At 70.4% G+C, this 12,545-nt stretch carries 11 protein-coding genes; 5 read left to right on the forward strand and 6 right to left on the reverse strand.

The window, feature by feature from the left end:
* Positions 1-166: 166 nt before the first annotated feature.
* The 3 genes from sciP to OVA30_RS16760 all read right to left on the reverse strand — a co-directional run bounded on the left by sciP (position 167) and on the right by OVA30_RS16760 (position 2,662).
* On the reverse strand, positions 167-442 hold the full coding sequence (gene sciP, locus OVA30_RS16750; protein WP_003607245.1) for a CtrA inhibitor SciP: 276 nt from the start codon (positions 440-442) through the stop codon (positions 167-169).
* Positions 443-583: 141 nt separating this feature from the next.
* Positions 584-1,264, reverse strand: a complete 681-nt coding sequence (locus OVA30_RS16755) for a flagellar hook assembly protein FlgD (RefSeq protein WP_268176118.1) — start codon at positions 1,262-1,264, stop codon at positions 584-586.
* A 9-nt stretch (positions 1,265-1,273) separates the two neighbouring features.
* Positions 1,274-2,662, reverse strand: coding sequence for a flagellar hook-length control protein FliK (locus OVA30_RS16760; RefSeq protein ID WP_268176119.1), 1,389 nt, complete (start codon positions 2,660-2,662; stop codon positions 1,274-1,276).
* Between the two features lie 333 nt (positions 2,663-2,995).
* Here OVA30_RS16760 and mnmA point away from each other — a divergent pair, with 333 nt between their 5' ends.
* The 4 genes from mnmA to OVA30_RS16780 all read left to right on the forward strand — a co-directional run bounded on the left by mnmA (position 2,996) and on the right by OVA30_RS16780 (position 7,629).
* The gene (gene mnmA / locus OVA30_RS16765; protein WP_268176120.1) at positions 2,996-4,153 is read left to right on the forward strand and encodes a tRNA 2-thiouridine(34) synthase MnmA; all 1,158 of its coding nucleotides are present in this window, start codon (positions 2,996-2,998) and stop codon (positions 4,151-4,153) included.
* 274 nt (positions 4,154-4,427) lie between these two features.
* Complete coding sequence (locus OVA30_RS16770) at positions 4,428-5,084, forward strand: class I SAM-dependent methyltransferase (RefSeq protein WP_003606502.1); 657 nt, start codon at positions 4,428-4,430, stop codon at positions 5,082-5,084.
* Between the two features lie 38 nt (positions 5,085-5,122).
* The gene (locus OVA30_RS16775; RefSeq protein WP_012255241.1) at positions 5,123-5,971 is read left to right on the forward strand and encodes a TVP38/TMEM64 family protein; all 849 of its coding nucleotides are present in this window, start codon (positions 5,123-5,125) and stop codon (positions 5,969-5,971) included.
* Positions 5,972-6,144: 173 nt separating this feature from the next.
* Positions 6,145-7,629 (forward strand): sensor histidine kinase, encoded by a 1,485-nt coding sequence (locus OVA30_RS16780; protein ID WP_182568848.1) that lies wholly within the window; start codon positions 6,145-6,147, stop codon positions 7,627-7,629.
* 64 nt (positions 7,630-7,693) lie between these two features.
* Here OVA30_RS16780 and OVA30_RS16785 read toward each other — a convergent pair whose 3' ends face one another.
* The 3 genes from OVA30_RS16785 to OVA30_RS16795 form a co-directional block, all read right to left on the reverse strand.
* On the reverse strand, positions 7,694-8,434 hold the full coding sequence (locus OVA30_RS16785; protein WP_012255243.1) for a carbonic anhydrase: 741 nt from the start codon (positions 8,432-8,434) through the stop codon (positions 7,694-7,696).
* Positions 8,435-8,742: 308 nt separating this feature from the next.
* Positions 8,743-10,320, reverse strand: a complete 1,578-nt coding sequence (locus OVA30_RS16790) for a DHA2 family efflux MFS transporter permease subunit (RefSeq protein WP_012255244.1) — start codon at positions 10,318-10,320, stop codon at positions 8,743-8,745.
* A gap of 211 nt (positions 10,321-10,531) precedes the next feature.
* Complete coding sequence (locus OVA30_RS16795) at positions 10,532-11,737, reverse strand: HlyD family secretion protein (protein WP_268176121.1); 1,206 nt, start codon at positions 11,735-11,737, stop codon at positions 10,532-10,534.
* Between the two features lie 140 nt (positions 11,738-11,877).
* On the opposite strand from OVA30_RS16795, the gene OVA30_RS16800 reads away from it, so the two are divergent.
* Positions 11,878-12,540, forward strand: coding sequence for a TetR/AcrR family transcriptional regulator (locus OVA30_RS16800; RefSeq protein WP_268176122.1), 663 nt, complete (start codon positions 11,878-11,880; stop codon positions 12,538-12,540).
* Positions 12,541-12,545 lie beyond the last annotated feature (5 nt).

Here is a 12,545-nt window from a genome sequence, read left to right on the forward strand (position 1 = left end):
CGGAGCAGTGTCCTTCACCAACGCCGCCGCGGAGAGCGCCGAGGCGAGGGGACCGGACGCTGCGCGAGGCCCGAAAACGACGAGAGCCGCCCCGGTGCTCCGGAGGCGGCTCCTCATGCGTTGCGCGAACAGGTCATGCGCAACGTACGGGTCGAACTGGCTGATTTCAGTGACGGTAGTGCTGGATGCGCGTGGTGCGCAGGCCGGCGAGTCCGTGCTGGTCGATGGAGTACTGCCAGCTCAAAAATTCTTCCGTGGTCAGGGTGTAGCGTTGGCAGGCCTCCTCCAGGCTGAGCAGGCCGCCGCGCACCGCGGCCACGACCTCGGCCTTTCGGCGGATGACCCAGCGACGGGTGGTGATGGGGGGAAGATCGGCGATCGTCAGGGGGCTGCCGTCGGGCCCAATCACATACTTCACGCGGGGCCGGGGTGTTTCGGTCATGATACGCTCTACACTCGACTGACCTGTCGAGAGAGAAGCTACTTGCACCCGCTTAAAAGTTCTTGAAGTCGGCCGCTCGAATGCGATTCGATTGTTGTGCGCAGATGTGGACAATTCCGGATCCATCGATGCTGCAGCGCATCAAGAGGTTGGCGCAGAAAGGGTTTTCACGCTCGAGGCCGGCACCCGGGCCGTGCCGATCGTCAGCACGGGTTCGGAGCCGCTGAGGTCGACGCCGTCCACGACGCCCGAAACCTTGGTGTCGACGGCCACCTTCGTCCCCGTCGTGTCGAGGGCATCCACGGTGATCGTGTAGCGCCCGTCCCTGGCCGAGAGGCCCGAGGTCCCGGTGCCGTCCCATTCGAAGGGTTGCGCGCCGGCCTTGAGCGTCGTGGTCTTGGTGGCCACCACGGTGCCGTCGCTGGCCTTGAGGGTGATGACGGCCCTGGCGGCGGCCCGGTCCGGGGTCAGCGTCCAGGTCGCCTTGCCGTTCGTCAGATCGGTGGTGGCGCCGTCCGCGGTGATCGTCCGGCCGATCAGGCCGGAGGCGGACGAGGCCGATGCCGCCTTGGAGTTGGTCAGGATCGTATCGAGCGAGGAATTGGTCTTGAGCTGCTGCTCGACGCCCGCGAATTGCACGAGCTGCTGAGTGAACTGGTTGGTGTCGAGCGGATCGAGCGGATTCTGATTCTTGAGCTGCGTGGTCAGCAGCGTCAGGAACTGCGTGAAGTTGCCCGCGATCGACTTCGTGTCGGTGGTCGAGGCGGCACTCGTCCCGGTGATGCTGGTGCTGCTCGTATTGCTCGTGATGCCGGCGGCCATGGCGTCGTCCTAAATCCGGATGTCGAGATTGCCGACGGCACGGAGCTGCCGCAGGGGAATGGCGTCGAGCGGGGAGGGGCGGGCGTCCCGTCCGCCCGGCCCGCCGTCGGAGCGGTCGCGGGACGCTGATTCGCCGTCCCGCCCGCTCTGGGATCCGGTCTCGCCGCGCAGGGACAGATCGATCCCGCCCCCGCCCGCCTCGGCGCCGACGTCGAAGCCCGCCTGCGCGAGCGCCTGCTGCAGGGAGCCCGCATCGCGCTGGAGCAGGGCCAGGGTCTCGGGACGGTCCACCACGAGATGCGCCCGCGCCTTGCCGCCCGCCTTGTCGAGGTCGAGCGACACGTCGATGCGGCCAAGTTCGACCGGGTCGAGGCGGATCGCGAAGCGGTTCATGCCCGAGAGCGAGCGCAGCCCGATCGTCATCGGCACGGCGCCCAGCGGGATCGGCGGCGTTGCCGGCTGGGGCGCCGCCGCGGCGTCCGCGGCCTGGGCTGCCTGCGGGCCCTGCGCGGCGCCGACGCCGCCGGGCGGGGTGAGCGCGGTTGTAGGGCCGGCGGGAGCCGGAATGGGTGAGGCGGTCGGCGCCACCGCTTCGGTGAGCGCCGCCTCGAAGCCGGCCGTGCCCGCGGCGGCGGAGACGGGGGCATCCCCCGTGCCGGCCTTCGCGACGTGACCGGTTGCCGTCGCCTCGCCGGGCAGGCCCGTCACGGGCTGATTCGCGTCGAGCCCGCCCTCGCCCGCGGACACACCCGCCGCATTCGTCGGCGTTGGCGCCGGAACGGGGGGCGGGGCGAGGAGGGGGGTGGGAGCGGCGGCCTCCGGCGATGCGGGATCGGTCTCGTCCCGCTCTCCTGTCTGGTCCTCGGACACCTCCGCGGCACCGGCTTCTTTGGCGGCGGCCTCTTCCGCTGCGGCTTCCTGCGCCGGTTCCGCGCCGTCGGCGGCCGGGCGTTCCGGCCGCTGCGCGGTGGAATTCGCGGTCTTCGCGGCGGCCGGATTTCGGGCGGAGGCGGCCTCCGCGCCGTCGCGTCCCGTCCTGGCCGCGAGCGGCTTGCTGCGGGCCGAGGCAGCCTGGGCGCGGCTTTCCTGCAAAGCCCCGGACGGCCCGCTCTCGGCCTTGTCACTTTTCGCCCTGTCGCCTTTGGCCGCCCCCGTTCTGGCAGCCCCGATCTTGGCGTTCTCTGTTCTCGCCGCGTCCATCCTATCCGCCCTGATGGCATCGCTGCGGGCGGAGGCGGTGTCGTCGCGGCGGGATGCGGGCCGGGCCGGTGCCGCCGGCCGCTGCTCCGTGGCTTCCAGGCTGAACCGCGCCGTGCCCTCGGCCCCCCGCGCCGCGGACGAGGCGGGCCGCAGGGTCTGCCTGAAAAACGCCTCCGCCAGATCTGCGCGCGAAACCACGATGCCGTCCCTCTCCTTCGTCGCCGAAGCCGGAGGAGACCAGAGCAAGCCGCGCACCATCTGCCGATGACGGGCAAGTTGCTGATAAAGAACAAGAAACGTTTTGGCGGTGAAGGCCGCCTCGCGTCGACCCGGCGGGATCTGCCGGCCTCCCGGCAGGATTTGCCGGCCGCTCGGGGCCACGATCCGGGCTTTGAACCGGCTCTCGTCGTCCCCATCCCTGGAAAGTCGGGGCCGGGATCGCTATAGACACCGGACATGCGCCCGGACCCCACAGTCCGGTGCGCGCCCGAAGGCTCCGCCAACGGCCGGCACCCGGCCCCATCACCGGCCATGAACTCGCTGGATCTCCCGAAGCCCCCGCACGAGACGCGCGTCGTCGTTGCCATGTCGGGCGGCGTCGATTCGTCGGTCGTGGCCGGCCTGCTGAAGCGCGAGGGCTACGACGTCGTCGGCGTCACGCTCCAGCTCTACGATCACGGCGCGGCGACCCATCGCAAGGGGGCCTGCTGCGCCGGCCGCGATATCCATGATGCGCGGGCGGTGGCCGAGACGCTCGGCATTCCGCATTACGTACTCGACTACGAGGACCGCTTCCGGGAATCGGTGATCGACCGCTTCGCCGAGAGCTACCTCTCGGGCGAGACGCCGATCCCCTGCGTCGAGTGCAACCGCTCGGTGAAGTTCCGCGACCTGCTCGGCCTCGCCCGCGAGCTCGGGGCGGAGGCTTTGGCGACCGGCCATTACGTGGCGAGCCGGGCGCGGCCGGAGGGCGGACGCGCACTCTACCGCGCCCTCGATCCGGCCCGCGACCAGAGCTACTTCCTCTACGCCACGACGCCCGAACAGCTCGCCTATCTGCGCTTTCCCCTGGGCGAGCGACCCAAGGACGAGACCCGTGCCTTGGCACGGGAGCTGGGCCTCGCCGTCGCCGACAAGGCCGACAGCCAGGACATCTGCTTCGTGCCCCAGGGCGGCTATGCCGACGTGATCGCCAAGCTCCGGCCGGAGGCGACCCGCCCCGGCGAGATCGTCGATCTCGACGGCCGGCGCCTCGGCGACCACGAGGGCATCATCCATTACACGGTGGGCCAGCGCCGCGGCCTCAAGCTCTCGGCCGGCGAACCGCTCTACGTGGTGCGGCTGGAGCCCGAGACCGCCCGCGTCGTGGTCGGCCCCCGCGCCGCGCTCGCCACCCGCCGCATTCGGCTCACTGATCTCAACTGGCTCGGCGACGGCGCGCCAGAGGACATCGCGGAGCGGCCCGTGGCCGTGCGCGTGCGCTCGACCCGCGAGCCGCGGCCCGCGCGTCTGTCGTGGAACGTGGCCGAGTCCTGCGCCGAGGTCGAACTGCTCGTTCCCGAGGACGGGGTCTCGCCGGGTCAGGCCTGCGTGATCTACGCCGATGACGGCCCGCGCGCGCAGGTGCTCGGCGGCGGCACCATCCGGCGCATCGGCGCGTTGCAGGCAGGCGCCGCCGAGGCCGCCTGATGGGGTTGCTTCGCGCCGGGCGGATTTCGGTTTTCCCAGATCCCGCGATCGCTTTTCGAGCGAACGCACCCCTCGGCAGGCGCGAAGAGCGCCCACGAAGCGGCCTCGGCTATGCCGAAGGGGCTCAAGCATCGTCCCGAAAGGTGGTTGCCGGCTTTCGGGAAGGGACGATGCGGAACGAAATAGCGAGAGCCAAAGCCGCGCAGGCGGCTGCCGGCGCTTGAGGCCGGACATGGCGCTTGAGGCCGGACATAATGAAGAGGGTGACAGTGAGATGCTGAGCGAGCGGGCGCCCGAGGCCGGGCCCACCACCGAGCTAATGCGCAAGGCCTATGCCCGCTGGGCGCCGGTCTACGATGTCGTCTACGACAAGCTCACCGAGCCGGCCGCCCGCGCCGCCGTCGAGGCGGCCGTCGCCCACGGGCCGCGGGTTCTGGAGGCCGGCGTCGGCACCGGCCTGTCGCTCGGCTACTATCCCCGCGACAGCTTCGTCTGCGGCGTCGATCTCTCCGAGGACATGCTCAAGCGCGCCCGCGGCAAGGTCCGCCGCAAGGGGCTGACCCATGTGAAGGGCCTCCAGGTCATGGACGTGTGCCGCCTCGGCTACGCCGATGCGAGCTTCGACGCCGTGGTGGCGCAGTTCCTCATCACCCTGGTGCCGAACCCGGAAGCCGCGCTCTCCGAGTTCCTGCGCGTGGTGCGCCCCGGCGGCGGCATCGTGCTCGCCAACCATTTCGGCCAGTCGAACGGGCCGGTGGCGCGGGTCGAGGAGATCGTCGCGCCGCTCTGCACCAAGATCGGCTGGTCCTCGGACTTCAAGGCGACCCGGATCGAGGCCTGGGCCCAGCGCAACGGCGTCGAGGTCGTCGGCCTCGCGCCGACCTTCCCCGGCGGCTTCTTCAAGATCCTGCGCATGCGCAAGCGCGGCTGAGGACGGACACGCGACATCCGTCCGGCGGAGGCAGGCCGATGACGCCAGGGGGCGGGGAGGGCGATCGTCCGAAGGACCGACGCGACGACGCGGCGATCCGGCCGGATCCCGCGGCCGGGCCGCCGGGGCCGCGCCGGCCCTGGCTGCGCTGGCTCCCGCTCCTGGTGCTGGCCCTGCTCTCCGTCGGCATCCTCGCCTCGGGCGGGGCCCGCTTCCTCGATCTCGACCGGCTCTCCGAGTCGCGGGTCTGGCTTCAGGGGCTCATCGCCGAGGACCGGGTGCGGGCGATCGCGCTGGCCTGCCTCGCCTATGTCGGCTCGGTGGTGGTCTCGCTGCCGGCGACGCTGGTGCTGACCGTGCTGGCCGGGCTGCTGTTCGGCCCCGTGACGGGGGCCCTGATCGCCATCGCCTCGTCCACGACGGGGGCGGCGATCGTGTTCTCGGTCGGGCGCTACGCCGCCGGCGACCTGATCCGGCGCAAGGCCGGGCCGCGGGTCGGCCGCTTCGCCGACGGGTTTCGCCGCGACGGCTTCGGCTACATCCTGATCCTGCGGCTCCTGCCGATCTTTCCCTACTGGATCACCAACCTCGCCCCGGCGGCCTTCGGCGTGCCGCTGCGCACCTTCGCGCTCGCCACCCTGCTCGGCCTGACCCCAGGGGCCTTCATCTATGCCGGTCTCGGGGCCGGCCTCGAAGACCTGCTGGCCACCCGCGACGAAGTGAAGGCGGCCTGTCTCGCGGCCGGAGGGGCGGATTGCTCGAAGGGCATCGACCTCCGCGCGCTGGTCACGCCCGGCATGGTGGCCGCGCTGGCGGCCTTGGCTGGATTTGCTCTTTTGACAGTTTATCTCCGTCGATGGCTTGAGCGGCGGACGCTTCGCGCATAAGACTTGCGCACAAGCGAATGGCGCGTCGCCGGATCGTCGTGCAACTTGTGCGACACAGGAGAAGCCAATGGCAGAGGCGCGCCCTTCGAACCGCAATGGGACGATACAACGAAGGGTGATGCTTGAGACGGCCCCGCCTTCCGTTTCCCGGCCGGCAGCCCGAGTCGGCGGACATGGCGCAGAATGATCTGGCGGCGATCGCCGCCCTGCCATGGCACAGCGAGGCAACGGCTACGACCGCGCGGTCGCCCGGCCGGCTCGGCCTGTCCGGCCGCCTGTTCCTGCTGACGGTCGCCTTCGTCGTCCTGGCCGAGATCCTGATCTACGTCCCGGCGGTAGCGACCTACCGGATGTCGCGGCTTTCCGACCGCGTCGCGGCGGCGCGGGTCGCCGCCCTCGTGCTGAACGCCGCCCCCGAGGGGCAGGTCCCCGACGAGACCGCCCGGCGCCTGCTTATGGGAGTCGGCGCCCGCGCCATCGCCGTGCGGGTCGGCGAGACGTGGCGCTACCTCACCGATGGACCGGTGCCGTCGGTGGTCGCCGAGACGGTCGATCTGCGCGAGCGACGCCTGACGGGCTCGGTCGGCGGCACCTTCCGGACGCTGTTCCTTTCCACCGAAGCGCCGATCCGGGCGATCGGACCCGGACAGGACGGCTTCGACGCCGTCGAGGTTCTGCTCGACGAGGGGCCCCTGCGGGCGGCCCTGGCGGATTTCTCGCTCCGGCTGCTCGTCGCCTGCCTCATCATCGCGGCCCTGGCCGCCGGGCTCGTGTTCTTCGTGCTCCAGCGGGCGATCGTGCGGCCGGTGGTCCGGCTCGCCCGCGATATCGCCGCCTTCGCCGACGACCCCGAGCGGACCGACCGGGTCGCGCGGCGCACGGCGCGCACCGACGAGATCGGGCAGGCGGAGAACGCGCTCGCCCGGATGCAGGTGGCGCTCGGCGGCGAGCTGCGCCAGCGGCGGCGGCTGGCCGAGCTCGGCCTCTCGGTGAGCAAGATCAACCACGAACTGCGCAACCTGCTGACCACCGCCCAGCTTCTCGGCGACCGTCTGGAAAGCGTCTCCGATCCCCTGGTGCAGCGCGTCGCGCCGCGCCTCGTCGAGACCCTCGACCGGGCGATCCGCTTCTGCGAGGCGACGCTCGCCTATGGCCGCGCCACGGAGCCGAACCCGCAGCGGCGCATGGTGGCGCTCAGCCCCCTGCTCGAAGAGTTGACCGACCTCGCCGACCTGATGCCGGCCGCCCGCATCCGCGTGGAGGTGCGCGCGACGCCGGATCTCGAGATCGACGTCGATCCCGAACAGCTCCTGCGAGCGCTCACTAACCTCGTGCGCAACGCGGTCCAGGCCCATGCGGCGGCTCGGACCGCGGAGGGCAGCGTGCTGATCGAGGGCGTCCGCAGCGGGGCGCCCGGGGCAGGTTCGGTCACGATCCTCGTGAGCGACAACGGCCCCGGCGTGCCCGAGCGGGCCAAGGCCAACCTGTTCGCGGCCTTCCAGGGCTCGACCCGGGCCGGCGGCACCGGGCTGGGCCTCGCCATCGCCTCGGAGCTGGTGCGCCTCAACGGCGGCACCCTCTGCCTCGACGAGACCGCGGGCGGTGCCCGCTTCCGCATCGTCATCCCGGATCGCGCCGCGCGTGTGAAGGCGGCCTAGAGACGATCGTCTTCATACCCGCGGTGCGGGCCGCCGCTCCGGGATGCCGGGTGCGGACGGCGTCTCAGATATCTTCCATCCACTCGACCTGACCGTCGGAGAGGCCGTAGCGGGAACCCACGACCTTCACCTTGCCCTGCTTGAGCGCGTCCTGAATCACCAAGCTCTGCGTCGTGAGCCGTTTGGCGACGCGGCGCGCGTTGCTCCGCACGGACGCTTCGAGGAGGTCGCCGCCCTGGCTCCTGGCCTCCAGCACCGCCGGCACGATGGGCTGTACCATCTCCCCGATGACGCCGGGGAAGGTTGCGTTCTTCTCGACGACATCGACGGCGGCCGCGACGGCGCCACAGGACTGATGGCCGAGCACGACGACGAGGGGCACCCCGAGGACCCCGACGGCATACTCGATGCTGCCCAAAGCCGCCGTATCGACCGTGTTGCCGGCGTTCCGGACGATGAACAGCTCGCCGAGCCCGCGGCCGAACAGGATCTCCGGCGAGACCCTGCTGTCGGAGCAGCCCACCAGAACGCAGAAGGGGGCTTGGCCGCGGGCGAGTTCGAGCCGGCGTTCGCGCCCGTTGGCGGCTAGGGAGGGCGCCTCGTTCCTGAAGTTCTCGTTGCCTTCCTTCATCAGCCGGAGCGCGTCGGCCGGAGACAGCGACGTCTTCGCCATGGGCGTCGCAGCCCGCACGACACCATTCGGCAGAGCGGTCGCAGCGAGAAGGCCCGCTGCCCCGAACAGGAGACGTCGGCGGCCGGCATGCGGCGGACGTGTCTCGGCGCAGCAATCGCAAGTGGCGTGCATGAAGGCGGATCCCCTCGCTCCGAAAGAGCTTCGCCGTCCGCGGCCCGCTTCGACGGCGTTTCGGACGGCCAATGCACCTCATCTATTCTTCGGGCGTGGCGCGGCAATCAGCAGGCGCGAGCGATTGAGAACGATTGTCGATGAAACAATCGGCCGGAACGTCCCGGATCGCTTCGCCGAACTCTTTTCTCCTGCGGCCGAAAACGTTTCAGTCCGTGGAGCGGCCACAGACGCGCCTTTCGACGCCATTCCGAATACCCTCCTTCGCACGGCGAACCCGTCCGGGCGCGCCGTCCCGAAGAAATCCCTCAATGCCCCGCGCCGGCCGGCGCCGCCGCGCGCGGACGCCGGATCAGCGGCGTGCCGCAGGCCATGGCCAGAAACAGCACGGTGAGGACGAGGAACACGTCCTCGAAGCTCATCACCAAGCCCTGAATCCGCACGGTGTTGTTGAGCGCCTTCAGCGCCATGCCGTTGGCGTCGCCCCCGAACACCTCGAACTGGCGCCGCATCGCATCGAGCCGTTCCAGCGCGGCGCTGTTGGCCCAGGTGAAGCGCTCGTGCAGCCGCGCGAGGTGGAGATCCCAGCGCGCGTTGAGCACCGTGTTGATGAGGGCGAGGCCGACCGCGCCGCCGAGGTTGCGCGTGAGGTTGAACAGGCCCGAGGCGTTCTTCATCCGCTCCGGCGGCAGGGTGCCGAGCGCGATGTTGTTGATCGGGATCATGCACAGCATCAGGGAGCAGCCGCGCAGCACCTGCGGCCAGAGCAGCTCCCAGAAGTCCCAGTCCTTGGTCAGCCCGGTGACGATCCAGGTGCCGACGGCAAAGCCGGAGAAGCCCATCGCCATCATGATGCGCGGATCGAGCTTGGCGGAGAGCTTTCCCGCGATCGGCGCGGTGGCGAACATGCACAGGCCTGAGACGAACATCGTCTCGCCGATCTGCAGCGCCGAGTAGCCGCGCACGCGGGCGAGGTAGACCGGGTAGAGGTAGGTCAGGCCGTAGAGGCCGATGCCCATCACGAAGCTGAAGACGCAGCCGGCGGCGAAGTTGCGGTCCGAGAAGGCGCGCAGGTCGACGATCGGCTGGCGCGCGGTGAAGACGCGGGCGAAGAAGGCCAAGCCCGACACGACGCAAACGAGGGCGCAGACGAACACCGCCTCGTCCTGCAGCCAGTCGTGGTTCGGGCCCTCCTCCAGCACGTATTCGAGGCAGCCGAGGAAGCCCGCCATGAAGGCGAGCCCGGCCCAATCGAAGGACTTGAGCAGGTCGAAGTTCGGCCGGTCGAAATCGATCAGGAGGAAGGTCGAGATCGTGACGAAGATGCCCGGCACGATGTTGATGAGGAACAGCCAGTGCCAGGAGAACAGGTCGGTGAGGTAGCCGCCGATGGTCGGGCCGATGGTGGGGGCGAGCGTCGCCACGAGGCCGATCATCGGCGAGACGATCGAGCGCTTGGAGGGCGGGAAGATCGTGAAGGCCGCAGCGAACACGGTCGGGATCATGCCGCCGCCGATGAAGCCCTGGAGCGCGCGCCAGACGATCATCTCGCCGATCGACGAGGAGGTGGCGCACATCAGGCTCATCAGCGTGAAGCCGGCGGCCGAGATCGAGAACATCCAGCGCGTCGAGAGCACCCGCGACAGGGTGCCCGAGAGCGGGATCGAGATGACCTCGGCGATGAGGTAGCTCGTCTGCACCCAGGGAATCTCGTCGCCGGAGGCCGAGAGGCCGGCCTGGATCTCGTTGAGCGAGGCCGAGACGATCTGGATGTCGAGGATCGCCATGAACATCCCGAACACCATGCACAGGAACGCCACCATGCGGCGGCGGTCGAGGGGCGGGTCGGCGGCAGGGCTTGCGGCGAGGGTCGCGCTGGCGGCCATGGGGCGCCTCGGTGACGGTTCGAGGGTGAGTTCCACCCGGCGACCTCATCCTGAGGTGCCCGCGAAGCGGGCCTCGAAGGAGGGCTCCAGGGACCGCAGCGCGATCTGAAGGGCTCCTTCGAGGCCTCCGCTTTCGCTCCGGCACCTCAGGATGAGGGCGTGGGTGGGGCGAGCGGTTGCGCCGGCCGGCTCTTGCTGACCGGCCCGAGTCTCAGGGCCGGGCGGCGAGCCGCTGGACCGGTGCGTCGGCGCCCTCGCGGGTATCGACCTTCACCACCACGGACAGGCCGGGCCGCAGCAGGCCCTCGCGGGCGACATCCTCGGGCACGTGGACGCGCACGGGCAGGCGCTGCACGATCTTGGTGAAGTTGCCGGTGGCGTTGTCCGGCGGCAGCAGGCTGAAGACCGAGCCGGAGGCGGGCGAGAGCGATTCGACCGTGCCGACGATGTCGCGGTCGGGATAGGCGTCCACGTGGATATGGACCTCCTGGCCGGGCCGGACGCGGGCGAGCTGCGTCTCCTTGAAGTTCGCATCGACCCGCACGCTCTGCAGCGGCACTAGGGCGGCGATGCGCGAGCCCGGCGAGACATAGGCCCCGGCCTCCACCGCCTTGTTGCCGACGACGCCGTCGAAGGGCGCGCGGATCACCGCGAAATCGAGGTCGCGCCGCGCGCGGTCGGCGGCGGTGCGCAGCTCCGCGGCGAGGTTCTGGGCCTCGCGTGTCTGCGCCTTCAGCACTTCGACATTGGCCCGCGCGGCGACGAGGGCGGCCTCGGCCGACTTCACCGCCGCCTCGGTGCGGTCGCGATCGGCCTTGGCCTGATCAAGCCGGGATTTCGCGACGAAATCGGCCTGCATCCCCGTGGCGCGGGCGTAGTCGGCGCCAGCCCGCACGGCGTCGGCCTTCGCGGCATCGATCTGCGCTGCGCTCTGCAGCACCTGCGCCTGCGCCGCCTCGGCCTGCCGGCCGACGCGGGCGATGGTGCTCTCCTGCGTGGCGAGCTTGTCCGCGGCGGCCTTCAGGGCGAGGCGGTAATCGCCGTCGTCGAGCCGGGCGATCACGTCGCCCCGCTTCACCGCCTGCCCGTTCACCACGGGCACCGCCGCCAGATAGCCCGACACCTTGGCGGCGAGCACCGAGATATCCGCCTGCACGTAGGCGTCGTCGGTGCTGACGAAGAAGCGCCCGAGCGTCCACCAGTCCCAGCCGGCATAGGCGCCGCCGCCGAGAGCCGCGCAGAGCACGAGGCCCAGCACCGCGCGCCGCAGCGGCCGGCGCGGCTTGGCGGGGGAGGGCAGCACCGGCTCGGCGATCGGGGCAGGGCGCATGGCCGGCGCTCGGCCGGCCTCGGACCGCGCCTCCGCGGCCGTCTCAGGGGCGGCCTCCGACCGGCCGGAATCCTCACGCAGCGACATCGCTGACATCCCAGACATGCATTGACCGAACCGTTCGGTCATTCGACGGGCCGAGTTGACGCCGCCCTCATTCGAAGGCTAGCTAGCACTGACTGAACGGTTCGGTCAATGCGAGTGAGTTGGGGTAAGCGGGTCAAGCCATGGCGGGTGCGGCGACACAGGAGCGGGGGCCGGCGGCCCCGCAAGCAACCCTATCGGGCGAGAGCGACAAGCGCCGTCAGATCCTGGAGGGCGCGCGTCAGGTGTTCATGGCGTCGGGCTTCGACGGGGCCAGCATGGGCGAGATCGCCAAGACCGCGAACGTCTCGAAGGGCACGCTCTACGTCTATTTCGACAGCAAGGAAGCCCTGTTCGAGGCCCTGACCATCGAAGCGAAGGCGGGTTTGGCCGAGAACCTGTTCCGGCTCGACGAGGACGACCCGGATGTCCGCGCCGTGCTGACCCGGCTCGGGACCAGCTACCTCACGATGATGGCGCGGCCGGAGCACGTCTCGATCATCCGCATGGTGATGGGCGCCTGCGAGAAATTCCCCCGGTTCGGGCAGGCCTTCTACGAGGCCGGACCGGCCTGCGGGGTCGGACGGCTGAAAGCCTATATCGACGCCCAGGTCGCCGCCGGGCGCCTGCGCGCCGACGACACCGATCTTGCCGCCAAGCACTTCCTCCAACTCTGCCAAGCGGGAATGCTGACGCGTCTGTTGTTCAATGTCGGGCAGGCACCCAACGAGGATGAGATCCGGCACCGGGTTGCGGAGGCGGTGCGGGTGTTTTTCGCGGGGTATGGCCCCGGCGCGGAGCGCTGAGCGGG

It is taken from the genome of Methylorubrum sp. SL192 (genome assembly GCF_026672325.1).
GTDB lineage: Bacteria > Pseudomonadota > Alphaproteobacteria > Rhizobiales > Beijerinckiaceae > Methylobacterium > Methylobacterium extorquens.